Genomic DNA, 16479 nt, shown 5'->3' on the forward strand with positions numbered 1-16479 from the left:
AGTAAAATGTTGATATTTTAAGTCTTAGTAAATCAACGTTGGTTATGTTTGAAACGATTCGAGAGAATCGTTTCGATAACAGAGCTTTCACGGGGAGCATGAGAAAACGTTACAGCACACAGAGAAAAAGAGATTCGCAGTAAGCCGTAGTCAATAGTGGCAAAGCTGAAAGGGGTTACGAAATGGCGCATATTACGATCGAAACCGGATCGCCTACATTATGCATGAATACCAGCATACATGTGGTGTCCAGTGACTCCGGAGAGACTTCAGGCGGTACACTATATCTGCTCCACGGGGCTGGAGACAATGCGAGCACATGGCAGCGTCTAACCACCATTGAGATGTACGCAGCCCAGTACGGCTGTACCGTCATCATGCCGGAAGCAAACCGTAGTTATTACACCGATATGGAATACGGCCTGAATTACTTCCACTACATCACTAAGGAGTTGCCCGAAATATGCGGAAAACTGCTCCGGCTTAATACCGATCCGGCCAAAACGTTTGTTGCCGGGTTATCCATGGGTGGTTACGGCGCTTTAAAATGCGGCCTGACTTATCCTGAGCGATATAGCAAGATCGTATCGTTATCCGGGGTGACGAATCTTCAAGCAAGGCTTCATGATCCGCACATGCCTGAAGGCATGGTCAAGGAAATGAAAGCGGTTTTTGGGGAACGGTTACAGGTAAAGGCGGATCAGGATATTTACGCATTGTCAGCCAAGCTGCTGGAGCAGGGAGCCCCCTTGCCCAAGATTCTGAGCTGCTGCGGTGACCATGATCCGTTTGTGGACATGAACCGGGACTATGCGGAGTACATGCAGGGAACTGCATTTGATTTTCGGTATGTGGAGACACCGGGGACGCATGAATGGAGATTTTGGGAACAGCATCTGAAAACGATGTTTGATTTTCTTTACAACGACAACACCATAGTAGAGTGAGGAGATGCAAATTGAAACCTGCAGCCGAAGGACCTAGCAAAAAGCTGAAGGCAAACATGAGAGGCAAGTCGCTTTGGACTGAAATCTGGAAGCACCGAATGACGTATACCCTGCTTGTACCCGGGCTTGTCTGGTTGATCCTGTTCGCTTACATGCCGATGGGCGGCCTGTCACTGGCATTTAAGGATTACAAGGCAAACCTGGGAATCTGGGGAAGCCCTTGGAGTGGATTTGAGAATTTCAAATACGTCTTCCGTGATCCAACCTTTATCGATGCCGTATGGCGGACGCTTTACATTAACATTTTGAAACTGATTATTCAGTTCCCATTCCCGATTATTCTGGCACTGCTGCTGAATGAACTGCGGATGCGCAGAGGGAAAAAGTGGTTCCAGACCATTCTGACATTCCCGCACTTCCTGTCCTGGATTATCGTATCCGGGGTTGTGATCAACGTGCTTGCTTATGACGGATTGGTGAATAGTGCACTCTCGTTACTGGGACTGCCAACGATTAATTTTCTGGGATCTGAATCCAACTTTGTTCCGATGCTGCTTCTGACGGATATCTGGAAATCGAGCGGCTGGGGTGCGATTATCTTCCTCGCGGCAATCTCGGGTATCGATCAGGACCAGTATGAGTCTGCACAGATTGACGGGGCATCCCGGATGCAGCAAATGTTCCGCATCACCCTGCCAAACATCCTTCCTACGATTACGGTTATGTTTATTTTGTCCGTCGGCGGATTGATGTCCTCTGGTTTCGACCAGATCTTCAACTTGGCGAATGCAGCAACGAAAAATGTATCGGAAGTGCTGGATGTATATATTTACCGGATTACGTTCCAGTCCTCAACCGACTTCTCATTCTCGACAGCGGTCAGCTTGTTCCGTTCCCTGGTGAATATGGTGCTGCTGCTTCTGGCTGACAGATTTGCCAAGTGGCTTGGCGGAGACGGTTTGTTCCGATAAGAAAGGAGGAGTAACGAAATGAGTAAGAAAGCTGGAAGAAAGCCGAAGATTGGCACGGAACGAATGACCGTTCTTGATTATGTGATCTTCGCGATTTTGTTAGTGTTGGCACTGATGATTCTGATTCCATTCTGGAATGTTATTATGATCTCGTTTGCAACACAGAAGGAGTATGCCGAAAATCCGTTCCTGATGTTCCCGAAAGAATTCACGCTGGACTCTTACAGAGCGTTGTTCGCTGACGGAAGCATCCTGTCGGGTTACAAAAATACATTGATTCTGCTTGTAATCGGTTTGCCGCTCAGCTTGTTCCTGACAACAAGTATGGCTTATGGTCTGAGCCGCAGCAATTTCCCGTTCAAAAAGTTTCTCTTTTTCCTGGTGTTGTTCACCATGATCTTTAACGGAGGTATCGTTCCACTGTACCTCATTATGAAATCCTTGCATCTTACAGGTACGTTATGGTCCGTCATTCTGGCGGGAAGCTTCAGTGCCTTTAACATGATCCTGATGATGAACTACTTCTACACCTTGCCTGAATCGCTGATGGAGTCGGCAAGGCTGGATGGCGCAGGGGAATGGAGAATTTTGTTCTCCGTTGTTCTTCCGCTGGCAACACCAATTATGGCAACCATCACTCTCTTCTACGGGGTAGCCTACTGGAACAGCTGGTATGATGCGATGATCTTCCTGCGAAAAGCAGATCAGTTGCCGCTGCAAAACGTGCTGAGGAACATCATAGTAACTTCTACAACGAATGCATCCAACGCATCCAGTGTCGATGCCGTTAAGCTCAGCAGCTTCTCGATGGGGATGAAGATGGCTGCGGTATTTGTCACAATGGTACCGATTATGTGTTTCTTCCCAATGCTGCAAAAGCACTTTGCCAAAGGGGTATTAACAGGGGCTATCAAGACCTGATTATACACATAGGATTTCCAAAGAAATTCGACTAAAAACATGGGGGTAAAAGCATGAAAACGGACAAAAAGCTGTCAGTCAAATCGTTATTTGTGATCACACTCTGTCTCTTGATGTTGGTGGTATCCGCTTGTTCCAACAGCAGCAAAGGTTCAGATGGTGGCAACGAAAAGGATGCGGAAGGAAATTACAAAGATAACCTGACCATTTCTGTAGCGAACCTGACTGAAGTAAAGAACGGAAATATGGACAATGAATTCCACAAATTCTGGGAAGACAAGTTCAACATTAAATGGGATTACAACTACATTGACTGGGATTCATGGGGTGAAAAGCTTCGTCTGTGGATCAACTCTGGCGACCTGCCGGATGTAGCGGTATGGAACTATGTACACGGCGATGCAATCAACAATATTGATCAAGGCTTGTTCTACAAGTTTCCGGATGACTGGAAAGAGCGCTGGCCAAACGTTGCTGCAGCTTACAAGCTGACAGGACTTGGCGATAAGCTGGAAGAACTGACAGGCGGTACGTATGTGCTTCCTAGACCGATTTATTTTGAAAACAAACCGGCTGACCCATTGACGAACCAAATTGGTGTTATCGCTCTTCGCAAAGACTGGGCTAAAGCCGTTGGTTTTGAACTGAAAGATGCGTACACAACTTCTGAATTGAATCAGTTCGCTGAACTCGTGAAAGAAAAAGACCCGGGTAAGGTAGGTAATAAACTGGTGCCATTGTCTTACAATGCTGCCGATGCAATGACAAACATCATTATGCCTAACAATGTTCATGCAATTACAGATGTTCCATTCTACAAAGGTGAAGATGGTCAGTTCCACTGGGGTCCTGCAGACCCGGAAACACTGACAGGTCTGAAATTAATGCAAAAAGCATACAAGGATGGTCTGCTTAACCCAGAGTTCTACACTTGGAAAAACAATGAAGGGCAAAACAACTTTAAAGTAACAGGTACAGCGGCGGTAACCAGTCTTGGTGGACTCGCTTCTTACAGACAAGGTCTGGATTCCGATATGAGAAAAAATCTTGGCGTCGACAGTGATGATCTTGTTCACACAGCAATCGTGCTGGGCGATGATGGTAAATACCGCAACATGGAACAAGCCAACTTCTGGTCTGCTCTGATCTTCAATCCGAACATCAGTGACGAGAAATTCGAACGCATCATGGATCTGATCGATTACTCCGCAACCCAAGAAGGACAACTGCTCATCAATATGGGCTTTGAAGGAAAAGACTGGAAATACGATGACAACAAAGAGCTGGTAAGCTTGCTGCCTGAGGGAACTGTACTGGAAGACAAATATCCTGCACGTTTTGAAGGACTTTATCTTCTTGGCGATGACTTCAGTGTTGTGAATCCTGCAATCAAAAAAGATTACCGTGACAGAGCTGTGGAATTGTTCCAAGAGAAAGCGAAATTGGGTACAGAAGGAAAATCGTTGGCACCATACGATTGGGATGTTAACCTGTACGATTCCAAAGCGAAGAGTCAAGCTACTTTCGATTACCAAAACGAATATGCCAACTTGATCCTCAAAGGCGGAGACCTGGAAGCCAACTGGAAAGAGTGGGTTAACAGCAAAATGTCATTGGTTCAACCATATCTGGATGAACTGAACGAGAAGTTCAAGTAAAAACGTAAAGCAGTAAAGAACAGAATGGGGATGGCAGGAGCGTTCTGTCTCTCCGTCCGATTGAACCCGGTGCGCGGTCTCTCCCCGAACGCAGCCGGGTTCTTTCAATTAAAATGTAGTGGAGGATGGTTACGTGAATAATCAGCAGTTGATGGACTTGGTGAATCAGATGACGCTGGAGGAGAAGGTAGCCCAGCTGCTGCAGCTGACGGCCAACTTCTATGAAGGAACAGATACACAGGGTCAGATTACAGGGCCGATGGAAGAGATGGGTATTACAGAGCAATCGGTCAACGCAAGTGGCTCGATTCTTGGATTGTCCGGAGCACAGGCCATCATGGATGTGCAGCAAGCTTATTTGAAAAAAAGTCGTCTTGGCATCCCGCTGCTGTTTATGGCTGACGTGGTGCATGGTTTCAAAACGATCTTTCCCATTCCGCTGGCAATAGGCTGCTCATGGGATCTGGAGCTTGCGGAGAAAAGCGCCGAGATTGCGGCACGTGAATCTGCGGTATCCGGGCTGCATGTTACCTTTGCACCGATGGTTGACCTGGTGCGTGATCCACGATGGGGCCGTGTAATGGAAACAACGGGTGAAGATCCGTATCTGAACAGCTTGTTCGCTGCTGCTTTTGTACGCGGTTATCAGGGAGACAACCTGACGGAAGAAGTGGATCGTCTTGCGGCCTGTGTCAAACATTTCGCAGCGTATGGTGCAGCTGAGGGCGGTCGTGATTATAACACGGTGGATATGTCCGAGCGTCAGCTTCGGGAGTATTATTTGCCAGCATATAAGGCGGCACTGGATGCAGGTGTGGAGATGGTGATGACATCCTTCAATACGGTTGACGGTATCCCGGCCAGCGGTAACGAGAAGTTGATGCGCGGCATTCTGCGTGATGAATGGGGCTTTGACGGGGTGTTAATCTCTGACTGGGCGTCTATCCGCGAGATGATAGCCCATGGCGCGGCAGAAGACGATCGTGAGGCAGCATATCGTGCTATTCGTGCAGGTGTAGATATGGAGATGATGACACCATGTTATGTTAATCATCTGCCAGAGCTGATTCAGAAGGGTGAATTGGAGGAGCGGCTAGTGGATGAAGCGGTGCTGCGAATTCTGCAGCTCAAAGACAAGCTGGGGTTGTTTGATAATCCGTTCCGCGCTGCTGACCCTGTACGTGAACGCGAGATTGTTTTCTCCAAGGAACATCGTGAGGTGTCGCGGGAACTTGCCGCGAAGTCCGCTGTACTGCTGAAAAATGAAGCGCAGGTTCTACCGCTTCAGCCCGGTGCAAACGTTGCGTTAATCGGACCGTTTGCCCAAAGTGAGGATATTCTCGGCTGGTGGGCTTGTGAAGGCGTTAAGGCTGATGCAGTGAAGCTGGGGACTGCACTTCAGGAACGTCTGCCGCAAGGTACGGTTCGAACAGCGCAGGGCAGTGATGTACACACGATTACGGACGAGCAGGTTGCTGCAGCGCTTGAGGTTGCACATCAGTCGGATGTGATTGTGCTTGCGCTCGGTGAGGATTCCGAGATGAGTGGGGAGGCTGGATCGCGGACAGATATTCGTCTGCCAGCAGCGCAGCTGAAGCTGGTACAAGCGCTGAAGGCAACGGGTAAACCGATTGCCAGTGTTATTTTTAACGGTCGTCCATTAGACCTGCACGGAGTGGTGCATGAATCACATGCTGTGCTGGAAGCCTGGTTCCCTGGTAGTGAAGGTGGGGCAGCTATTGCTGATGTGCTTACAGGCGCGGTGAATCCATCAGGCAGACTTACGATGTCTTTCCCTCAATCGGTCGGACAAGTGCCGGTATATTACAATCATTTTAATACGGGTCGCCCAATCAACCCGGATAACACCGAGAATCGTTATGTTTCCAAGTATTTGGATAGTGTCAATGAACCGCTGTTCCCGTTTGGTTACGGTCTTTCTTACACTTCATTCGTATATGGTGACGTTGAGGTTTCGGCTGAAGAGATGACGGCAAGCAATCCGCTGACTGTTCAGGTTTCTGTAACAAACACCGGTGATCGTCATGGTGTGGAGACCGTTCAACTCTATGTTCGCGATGTGAGCGGTGATGTCGTTCGTCCGATGCGTGAGTTGAAAGATTATGTGAAGCTGTCTCTTGCGCCGGGTGAGAGTGGAACAGCGACCTTTACCTTGTCTGAGACCCAGCTCCGTTACCACCATGCCGATCTTGGATATCGCAGTGATCGCGGAGAGTTCCGTATTATGGTAGGACCAAATAGCAACGATACACAGAGCCGTACGTTTAAGCTCGTTTAAAGCTTTTTGTTCTAAGGTGTAACACCAACCATAAGCTATATTTAAAAAATCAGGTCTTTCAGTAGCGAAAGGCCTGATTAACATAACAGAGGAGCGAAGAATATGGTCAGTATCAAGGATATCGCCAAAAAGGCGGGAGTTTCCATCTCGACCGTATCATACGCGCTGAATGGAAGCAACAAAGTGACCGATGAGACCAGTTCCAAAATACTGGCGATTGCCAAAGAGCTGAATTATGTGCCCAATGCGGCAGCCAGAACATTGAAGAAGCGAGAATCGCGGATTCTGGGTGTGTTTCTTACGGATTTCAGCGGCGATGTATACGGGGATCTGTTAAGTGGCATGAAGGCGGTATGCAATGCTCAGGGATATGATCTGATCGTATGCAGCGGCAAGCAGTCCCATCGGATGTTGCCCGAAAGAATGATTGATGGTGCGATCATTCTGGATCATACGTTTGCAAGTGAGGAGCTTATGCAGTATGCCGATCGAGGGCATAAGATCGTTGTGCTTGACCGCGAGCTGGAGCATGCCAACATTAATCAGGTGCTGCTGGATAACAAGGCTGGAGCTACACTGGCGATGGAATATTTGATAGAAAAGGGGCATAAAAAGATCTATGTCGTGACGGGTCCGGAAGGTTCATTTGACTCGGTACAGCGCTTGAAGGCCGTAAGACAGGTAGCAGAGCGTGAAGCGGAGGTGGAGTGGATCGAGATTGTCGGTGATTTCGAGAAAAGCGGAGGGGAACGAGCTGCAGATCAGATTGTGCAGACGTATACGGAACCGGCCGCTGTATTTTGTCTAAACGATGAGATGGCGATTGGATTATGTGACCGTCTTGCGGAAAGTGAATTAAAGGTGGGCAGGCAGATTGATGTCATAGGCTTTGACCATATTGAACTCAGCAATTACATGCAGCCTAGGTTGGCAAGCATCGATTATTCCAAACGCAAGTGGGGTGCGCTTGCAGCAGAGCAGTTAATTAAGATCATAGCTGGAGAACCTGTAGATCACGAGCGAATCTATGTCACCTTGGTAGAGGGAGAGTCTGTAACGGGGCCGAAACAGGCCGATTCCCTGTTGTCCATGCCTGGTGAACGTGCAGTAAGCTATTGATCAGATATGGCGTCTCGCCCGGTGACTGCCTGTCAACATTAGAACGTTATAGCAAGAGACAAGCTTTGGAGGAATGGCGCTGTTCTTTCAAGACTTGTCTTTTGCTGTATGCGGAGACATGAAAAAAGCCTCTCCGGGGAGAGGCTTTGCCTTACAGGCCTTTTGTTTTGTCTTGGTTGTAGGATGAAGTGAGAATGCCTGTGATAAATAGCGTTAGTACAACTGCAATAATCCAGAATGTCAGTGAAAACGACATGCACTTTGCACCTCCTGCACAACCTCATTTACTTCTATTATAACCATAATAGGTAGAAAAGGAATGCTTTACCCTGTCATTTGTAAAATAAAAAGTGGGTAGGTACAGGTCTCAGATTGCCATCTGAAGGTTTATTGATGACCCGGTTGTTCAGAATCAGGGAGGAGGAGCCGCCCCCATCCAGATTATAAGCGTCTATTACACCGAGCTTGGCCAATCTGCCCTGCATCTCTTCCAGTGTTGCGCCGGAGCTTCCATTTTCATTATATCCATCAACCACAATGATTAATAGCTGATCATCCTTGTAGTTGCCAATGACGGTTCGAGGTGCACGCTTGGGAGATACCTTCCATTTGTCCGGAATAATCGTTTTCTGTCCATTTTTCATAAGCACGGGTACAAAGGTTGCTCCGAATTGCGGCCGCAAGCGGTCCAGGGAGCTTTGATCAAAAAATTTGCCTCCGACAAGCTTGCCAGCATCGTTAAGCCCGACGAAGAATAGGTCCTTGAAACTGGCTTGAAAACCGTTCACATACTTTCCGTTCATTACAGTTGTACTCAAAGGGTAACGTTTGCCGCCGCTGTCTGCGAATCCGCCAGCGTTAATACCCGCAATGGCTCCGCTTCGTTTCACGGCCTGCATCGTTGTCTCGGATCGTCCAGGCTCACTGTTCAATGCCATCTGCATCGCGCTGTGATCCTTCAGTTTGACCTTCATCGCATATCCGGTATAGGTGCCCGGATTGACTCGATACATCTCAATCGTAATCCGGTCGCTGTCTACTCGTTCAAATGGCACACCAAGTTTGGAGGTGATCCGCTTGTTGTAGATCGTTTCTGGCCTGGATGCCTGAACGGAAGCCTTTTGCACAATAGTAGACATGGTACTGGTCGTTTGGTTATAAAGCTGAGTTGTTCTTTTAATAGAAGAAGACGTTTGAATCGCGGCCTCTTTTGCTCCTGCCAGTTCCTTGCTTATTGTTTTGGTCTGAGCAGTAACATGCTCTTCAGGCAAGTTAGCAGGAAGCAGAGTGCCTGTATCAAGTTCTGGACGTAATAGCAGCAAACAGAAAATTAACCCAATGAAAGGAGCGAGCGCAAGCATAAAAAAACGATTAACCTGTTTGACGGGTGTAATCATTTGAGCAGGTCCATCTTTTTCTGGAGTGCGTCCAGTTGTTTTTTTACTTCGCTCAGTTGGGTATATAATTTGTTGCTGTTATCCGTTTTGTTGCTCGCATTATCCTTTGTAAAAGTGAGCAGTTCATTGAAGGATTGAACCTGTCCCTGCAATGCGGCTACTTCGGATGAAATGGTAGAGAGCTGCTTTTCATAATCGGTTTTCAAAGCATCGATCTGCTGCTGTGTATGAACCTGAAGCTTGCTGATCATCTGTTGCTGAAGATGGTTGCTATAGTAGTAGGTACCTACAACTCCTAAAGCAATGAGAATGATCCACATGACCAGAAACAATTTGACGGATGATCCAGCCTTGCCTTTGGCGCTCCGGGTGTGATGGATGTCAGAAGACGGATCGGATAAATTCATAACATCACTCCTGGTTTTGATATTAAGGTTAAAAAATTACCAATTCTCATTCTATCATGCTGTTATTCATTACGCAAAAATGAAATTCTTTAAATAATAGAATAAAAAGAGATTGCATCGGAAGGAAGTCCTAGGATACAATTTCTTATAGATGCAATAAGTAGGAACTTTGGGCGGGGTTTTCGACTTTTTTAGATAGAAATGCAGGAAAAATATACTAGGTTTTGATTATTTCAGGCATGTAAGAGTATCTATCTGGGCATTTTCGTAGTGAGATACAGTCAGGAAACAGAGCTTTTGAGCGTCTGAAACCTGCATTTTCCTATTATTCGACACAATCCGACTTTTACTTCATCTATACTCGGACTGTCGCATGAACTGCGAAAAGGATATGGATGGTTAACAGAAGTCAATTGTCCAATACATAACAGGAGGAACCACAATGAAAAAAGTATGGCAGGTGGTCATCGTAGATATCCACCCCACCAGCATGCTGGGTACAAAATTAATTTTGGAGGAGCAGCAGGATTTGAGTGTACGGGGGATGACTTCAACCGGAACAGAAGGTCTTGACCTGGTGAGTCTGCACAAGCCAGATCTTATTCTTATGGATTACCGTCTTCCGGAGGGGCAAGCAGATCAATATATCTCCCGGATCAAAGAGCTTTCAAAGGATACACATGTCATCATTCTGACCGATGAAGACAATGTGAAGCTGTTTCGTCATCTCATGGCCCTCGGGGCCAGCGGAATGTTATCCAAACAGGCTTCCCCGAGCCAACTTATTCATCTGATCTCCGGGCTCAGGGAAGGGTACGTTTCTATTCCTTTGTCATGGCTTGATAGTGCAGAATGGGGTCAGCCTTCCGAACCTCCTTCGGAACAATACGCAGTTGAATTAACAGAAACGGAAACTTTTATCATGGAAAGGATTGTTCAAGGGGTAACCTATGATAAAATAGCGAGTGAAATCAATGTGAGCAGACGCTCGATTGATAACTACTTGCGTAAAATCTATGTGAAGCTGGATGTCAGCAGCAGAGCACAGGCCATCGAACGTTATGCCTTGCATGCAAGGCAGTCCAAGACGGTATCCTGATTATCGCTTGTCAGGTGATCAATCATGTATCGTCCGGTATATTTGGTGTCTGGCTGGAATAGGTTGTAGGGCGGCTGCGAGAACAGTTTCGGAATAGAATAAAGGGGGATCTATCCATGAAATATTTCTTTGCTTCCCGTACCAACAGGCTTTTGTCATCACCGCTGAGGGATATACGCGATATGTCAGGCAAGGAGTATTTCATTTCACTCGCTGAAGAACTGCCCGCGGAGGAATTGTTTCCGTTTAAGCTGCTGGAGCAAGCGGCACTGTCTGTATTTAGTTCAGGCCCTTCTGCTTTGCAGTATGGAGAGCCGGCAGGTTATCCCCCGCTCAGGGAATGGCTGAACAAGGATTGGAATGTACGTAAAGGGATACGGACTGTATCCGATCAGATTCTGTTGACGACAGGCACGCAGCAAGCAATTGACCTGGTGATGCGTCTGCTGCTTGAGCCGGGAGACTCTGTGCTTGTAGAGCACCCTACGTCCCCCGGCTGTCTTGAGGTATTGGAAATGCAAGGCGCAACCATTGTACCTGTCTTTGGCGATCAGGATGGCATTCTGCCGGATTTATTGGAACAGCACATGCAGCAGGTCAGACCGAAGCTGCTTTTTGCTGCACCCAGCTTTTCCAATCCTACAGGAATTCTGTGGAGTATGGAACGACGAGAAGCTGTACTTGATCTGTGCGCGCGTTATGGTGTTCTGCTGGTTGAGGATGATTCTTATGGTGAGCTGCACTTTGACGGTTTGGAGACCGCTGCGTTCTATCACAAGTACCCTTCGCTCTTTGCACTTGATACTGCTGATCAGGGTGGACATGTTCTCTACATTGGCTCCTTCAGCAAAACAGTGGCACCTGCACTTCGCACAGGCTGGGCTGCCGGACATCCAGCCCTGATTGAGGCCATGACATCTCTGAAACGAATTGCAGACGGACAGTCCAGTCCTATGAATCAGCGGCTGCTGTACGAGTTGCTTGCGCAGTCTCCTTTTCGATGGGGGGATCACTTATCCATGCTGAACAGGGAATATAAAACAAGGCTCAAACTGATGCTTGAACTATTGAAGAGACCTGGCTGGAAAGGGTGCAGCTACAACATACCTCAAGGTGGAATGTATCTGTGGGTACAACTTCCGGAAGGACTGAACAGTGAGGCGCTGCTCAAAGCAGCTTTGTTGAAGGGAGTTTCGTTTCTGCCTGGAACATTATGCTCTACAGGAACGCTTGATCAACGGTATATCCGCTTGAATTTCAGCCGTCCGGGACGTGATGAGCTGTTACTTGGCATGAATCTGATCAGCGAAGCGATCTCGGAATTTACGGCACGGAGCTAGCGATGTAACAGGTTGTTCGCTTTGTCATCCAATTTGTATCACAATTTATCAGATTACGTTATTGCATCCACTAACATTTTTATATATAATGTGAATTAATGAGTTGTTGGTTTCTTTATACTAGCAGCAACGGTTGCGAGTTCAGAATACGCACTCATATATTTTAATTATTGGGGGAAATTTCAACATGTCTAATGTTCTTTTTATTAAAGCTAATGACCGTCCTGCGGATCAAGCTGTTAGTGTTCAATTGTACGATGCATTCCTTAGCGCATACAAAGAGTCCCACCCAGGTGATACAATCACTGAGCTGGATCTCTACAATACAGATCTTCCTTACTACGGCAACACTGTAATCACTGGTGGTTACAAAGCAGCTAACGGTATCGAAGCAACTCCAGAAGAGCAAAAAGCAGCAGCACTGGCTGCACAATTGCAAGATCAATTCCTGGCAGCTGACAAAGTGGTATTTGCGTTCCCGCTGTGGAACTTCACTGTTCCAGCACCACTGGTGAACTACATTTCTTACCTGAGCCAAGCAGGTAAAATGTTCAAATACACTGCTGAAGGCCCAGTAGGTCTGGTAGGCGACAAAAAAGTAGCATTGCTTAACGCACGTGGTAGCGTATATTCTGTAGAGCCTATGGCATCTGCTGAAATGTCCGTTCGTTATGTAACAAACGTACTCGGCTTCTGGGGCATTCAAAACCCTGAGGTTGTCGTTGTAGAAGGTCACAATGCTTCTCCTGATCGTTCCCAAGAAATCGTGGCAGCTGGTTTGAAACTGGCTAAAGAAGTAGCAGCAAGCTTCTAATCCACTTTAATTATCGATTGAAGAAAGCGCCTGTTGTCTCCGAAGGAGATGACAGGCGTTTTTTTGTGCTGTTTGGCATGGAAATGGAGATGCAGCCGACATGTATCGACATGTTTTTCTATATATTTTGTGGTGTGAGCGTGGGTGTGGGTGTGGGCGTCATCTCCTGGTACTGTTCAGGAGATAACGCTCGGAAACCTCAGCAATCTGAGCAAGCTCGTCCAGCGAATGTTCCGCAGAAGCATCCGGGTCAGCATAGGTTATTTCGGTATGAACGTTCCATATGTGCTCGTCGCTGGCTGCCTGTCCCTGATTTTGTATCATCAGCGTATGCTCGGTTATGGCCTCCACGCCTTTGACCGTCAGTATGTATTTGCCGCGAGAAAGACGTTCGAACCAGCCGTAATAATTTTTTTGCAAAATGGCTGCTGCTGAGCCTACACCGGTCAGACGGGCAAGCGCCGCAGGTGAGGATTCACCACTGGATCTCAGTGCAGTTGCGACACGTATCGCTTTTTCACGATAAGCTGTCATCAGCTGACGGCCTGTACTGCCGCCTGTGTTGTAATCCCCGCTCCGCTCATCAAATTCCTTGAGCAAACGCTGGCGGCGGATACCGCTTCTTCGAGTTGACGGAACACTTCTGGCTGAGCTTGTTATGACCGCAGGCTCACATAAGACATCAATCAGCGGGGCTTTCGTTTTGTAAAAGGTGACCGTGATCAGCCCGAGGCCGAGCTGGCTGCACAGTGCTGTCAGCTCACCCCAGCGCTGGTTGACTGCTCCGCGTTTGCTTCGGTTACGCTCTACCGCCAGATAGACGAGCGGGCTGAGCTTGAGGCGCTGCATGCCCTGCAGAAGCAAAGACAGGTTAAACGTTTTTTTCATCTCCACAATGAGTGGTTCATCCTGATCCGCCCTGACTCCAACCAGGTCACAATGCTTGACCTCGGCCTTGACCTCGAATCCTCGCTGCTCAAAAAAGGCTTTGACGGGAGAGTACAGCTCGGTTTCATATTGTACAGCCATGCGTTCTGCTCCTTTCCTGTAATAATGTGTATGCCTGATGGCATTGTCCGCTTTTCTTCATTAGAACCTTTATTATAGCATATTGATGCTTTTTTTTCTGAGGTCGCAAGAGGTCTGATAGAACAGGGCATACGTAAAAATCAGGGCGAAGGTTTGAAAAAAAGAGGTCAACTTATCCAAGTTGCCGCATAGGTATGTAATACACTTTTCACATCTTTAAAAGACGTTTGCATCAAACCAGCGGGACTAAGCCGGACCGCAGAAGGGTATTCAAGCGGGAGCTGCAACTCTATTGATTTCTTCATACCATTCGGAATGGTTGACAATCACACTAAAGGAGCCATGGGAGGTACCAAGCATGAATATTTTTGAACGCGTTGCGGAATATCGGGCAGAGAGTGACCGTTTGACATGGAACGGAACATTTGAAGACTATATTGCACTGCTTAAGGAGGACCCGACTCCGGCAATGACGGCTCACGCACGAGTGTATCAGATGATTGAATCGTATGGCGTAGAAGAGGTCGGGGGACATAAGCGATACAAATTTTTCGAGCAGGAGATTTTTGGACTGGATCGTTCCATTGAGAAGCTGGTGGAGGAGTATTTTCATTCCGCTGCACGCCGTCTGGATGTACGAAAACGGATTTTGCTTCTGATGGGGCCGGTGAGTGGGGGTAAGTCCACACTGGTAACGTTGTTGAAACGGGGACTGGAGCAATTTTCACGTACGGAAAAAGGGGCGGTCTACGCGATTGAAGGCTGCCCGATGCACGAGGAGCCGCTGCACCTCATTCCGCTGGAGCTTCGTCCCGAAGTTGAGAAAGAGATTGGTGTACGCATTGAGGGCAATTTGTGCCCGTCCTGCCAGATGAGAGTACGGACGGAGTATGGTGGTGATATCAGCAAAGTGCGGGTGGAACGTGTCATTATCTCCGAGGATAACCGGGTAGGGATCGGTACCTTCAGCCCTTCGGACCCCAAATCACAGGATATCGCCGATCTCACAGGCAGTATCGATTTCTCCACGATTACCGAATTTGGATCGGAATCCGATCCGCGGGCGTATCGTTTTGACGGCGAGCTGAACAAGGCCAATCGGGGTCTGATGGAGTTCCAGGAGATGCTGAAATGTGATGAAAAGTTTCTGTGGAATCTGCTTTCCCTGACGCAGGAAGGCAACTTCAAAGCGGGCCGTTTCGCACTGATCAGCGCGGATGAGATGATTGTGGCACACACCAACGAGTCCGAGTATAAATCATTTATTTCCAATAAAAAAAATGAGGCGTTGCAGTCCCGGATGATTGTTATGCCGATTCCGTATAACCTGAAGGTGTCGGAAGAAGAGAAAATTTATGCCAAGCTGATTCAGCAAAGCGATATGAAACATGTGCATATTGCACCGCATGCGCTGCGTACGGCAGCCATTTTTAGCATACTTACCCGATTGAAAGAAACGAAAAAACAAGGCATGGACCTTGTCAAAAAAATGCGGATGTATGACGGTGAAGAGGTTGAAGGTTACAAGGAAGCTGATCTGCGCGAGATGCAAAATGAATATTTGGATGAGGGCATGTCCGGTATTGATCCACGTTACGTCATTAACCGGATATCCAGCGCTTTGATCAAGCAAAATCTTCAGTGCATTAACGCGCTGGATATCCTGCGTGCCATCAAGGACGGGTTGGACCAGCACGCATCCATTACAAAGGAAGAGCGTGAGCGTTATTTGAACTTTATCGCCTTGGCCCGCAAAGAGTATGATGAGCTGGCGAAGAAGGAAGTGCAGAAGGCTTTCGTTTATTCTTTTGAGGAATCTGCAAAAACATTATTCGAAAATTATCTCGATAACATCGAAGCCTTCTGCAACTGGTCGAAAATTCGTGATCCTCTGACAGATGAGGAGATGGACCCGGATGAGCGTCTGATGCGCTCTATTGAGGAACAGATCGGCATTTCGGAAAATGCCAAAAAAGCGTTCCGCGAAGAAATTCTGATTCGGATCTCGGCTTACTCCCGTAAAGAGCGCAAGTTCGAATACAGCAGTCATGATCGTCTGCGGGAAGCCATTGAGAAGAAACTGTTCGCTGATCTGAAAGACATCGTGAAGATTACAACCTCTACGAAGACACCGGATGCCACGCAATTGAAACGTATGAATGAAGTGATCAAACGCCTTATTGAAGAGCACGGTTATACGGCTGCCAGCGCGAATGAACTATTGCGGTACGTGGGGAGTCTGCTTAACCGCTAAACTGCTGCACCATTCCGAACTAGGTCCTGTAGATTTGCTGCGAGGCTCCTTCGCAGCAATCTTAGGACCTTTTTATATTGAGAATGACCCATAAATAAATAATATTTTACAATAATTATTATAGTTTCCCACGCGTGTTGAATAACCAATAAAAGGTAGAAAAAGAACCGCAACCTCGGTAAAATGTTTGTACCCCTACAAACTCCGAAAGGTGGCGGTTCCAT

13 protein-coding genes are annotated in these 16479 nt (G+C 47.4%); 10 read left to right on the forward strand and 3 right to left on the reverse strand.

Features of this window, described 5'->3' with window-relative positions:
• Positions 1–224: 224 nt before the first annotated feature.
• From HNR77_RS12020 to HNR77_RS12045, 6 genes are all read left to right on the forward strand, one after another.
• Positions 225–947, forward strand: a complete 723-nt coding sequence (locus HNR77_RS12020) for an alpha/beta hydrolase (protein WP_260410525.1) — start codon at positions 225–227, stop codon at positions 945–947.
• Positions 948–958: 11 nt separating this feature from the next.
• Complete coding sequence (locus HNR77_RS12025; protein ID WP_111271454.1) at positions 959–1918, forward strand: ABC transporter permease; 960 nt, start codon at positions 959–961, stop codon at positions 1916–1918.
• Positions 1919–1936: 18 nt separating this feature from the next.
• Positions 1937–2839, forward strand: coding sequence for a carbohydrate ABC transporter permease (locus HNR77_RS12030; protein ID WP_184184174.1), 903 nt, complete (start codon positions 1937–1939; stop codon positions 2837–2839).
• 53 nt (positions 2840–2892) lie between these two features.
• Positions 2893–4497 carry a type 2 periplasmic-binding domain-containing protein gene (locus HNR77_RS12035; protein ID WP_184184177.1) on the forward strand — a complete coding sequence of 535 codons (1605 nt, stop codon included), beginning with the start codon at positions 2893–2895 and terminating at the stop codon, positions 4495–4497.
• 133 nt (positions 4498–4630) lie between these two features.
• Positions 4631–6796 (forward strand): beta-glucosidase BglX, encoded by a 2166-nt coding sequence (bglX, locus tag HNR77_RS12040; protein ID WP_397366645.1) that lies wholly within the window; start codon positions 4631–4633, stop codon positions 6794–6796.
• 102 nt (positions 6797–6898) lie between these two features.
• On the forward strand, positions 6899–7915 hold the full coding sequence (locus HNR77_RS12045) for a LacI family DNA-binding transcriptional regulator (RefSeq protein ID WP_111271458.1): 1017 nt from the start codon (positions 6899–6901) through the stop codon (positions 7913–7915).
• A 332-nt stretch (positions 7916–8247) separates the two neighbouring features.
• Here HNR77_RS12045 and HNR77_RS12050 read toward each other — a convergent pair whose 3' ends face one another.
• Together HNR77_RS12050 and HNR77_RS12055 are read right to left on the reverse strand one after the other, a co-directional pair.
• Complete coding sequence (locus tag HNR77_RS12050) at positions 8248–9312, reverse strand: phosphodiester glycosidase family protein (RefSeq protein ID WP_184184180.1); 1065 nt, start codon at positions 9310–9312, stop codon at positions 8248–8250.
• On the reverse strand, positions 9309–9719 hold the full coding sequence (locus HNR77_RS12055) for a hypothetical protein (RefSeq protein ID WP_184184183.1): 411 nt from the start codon (positions 9717–9719) through the stop codon (positions 9309–9311). The genes HNR77_RS12050 and HNR77_RS12055 overlap by 4 nt, the downstream gene beginning before the upstream one ends.
• 442 nt (positions 9720–10161) lie before the next feature.
• Between HNR77_RS12055 and HNR77_RS12060 the strand changes: the two genes are divergently transcribed.
• The 3 genes from HNR77_RS12060 to HNR77_RS12070 all read left to right on the forward strand — a co-directional run bounded on the left by HNR77_RS12060 (position 10162) and on the right by HNR77_RS12070 (position 12972).
• Positions 10162–10818 (forward strand): response regulator transcription factor, encoded by a 657-nt coding sequence (locus HNR77_RS12060; RefSeq protein ID WP_184184186.1) that lies wholly within the window; start codon positions 10162–10164, stop codon positions 10816–10818.
• Positions 10819–10934: 116 nt separating this feature from the next.
• The gene (locus tag HNR77_RS12065; RefSeq protein WP_184184189.1) at positions 10935–12158 is read left to right on the forward strand and encodes an aminotransferase-like domain-containing protein; all 1224 of its coding nucleotides are present in this window, start codon (positions 10935–10937) and stop codon (positions 12156–12158) included.
• Between the two features lie 187 nt (positions 12159–12345).
• The gene (locus HNR77_RS12070; protein ID WP_184184192.1) at positions 12346–12972 is read left to right on the forward strand and encodes an FMN-dependent NADH-azoreductase; all 627 of its coding nucleotides are present in this window, start codon (positions 12346–12348) and stop codon (positions 12970–12972) included.
• A 159-nt stretch (positions 12973–13131) separates the two neighbouring features.
• Here the strand turns inward: HNR77_RS12070 and HNR77_RS12075 are convergent, their stop codons facing one another.
• A complete protein-coding gene (locus HNR77_RS12075; RefSeq protein WP_184184195.1) occupies positions 13132–14001 on the reverse strand; it encodes a DUF2161 domain-containing phosphodiesterase in 870 nt (289 codons plus the stop codon).
• Between the two features lie 358 nt (positions 14002–14359).
• On the opposite strand from HNR77_RS12075, the gene HNR77_RS12080 reads away from it, so the two are divergent.
• Complete coding sequence (locus tag HNR77_RS12080) at positions 14360–16255, forward strand: PrkA family serine protein kinase (protein ID WP_184184198.1); 1896 nt, start codon at positions 14360–14362, stop codon at positions 16253–16255.
• Positions 16256–16479: the final 224 nt, after the last annotated feature.

It is taken from the genome of Paenibacillus sp. JGP012, from assembly GCF_014203995.1.
Taxonomy (GTDB): domain Bacteria; phylum Bacillota; class Bacilli; order Paenibacillales; family Paenibacillaceae; genus Paenibacillus; species Paenibacillus silvae.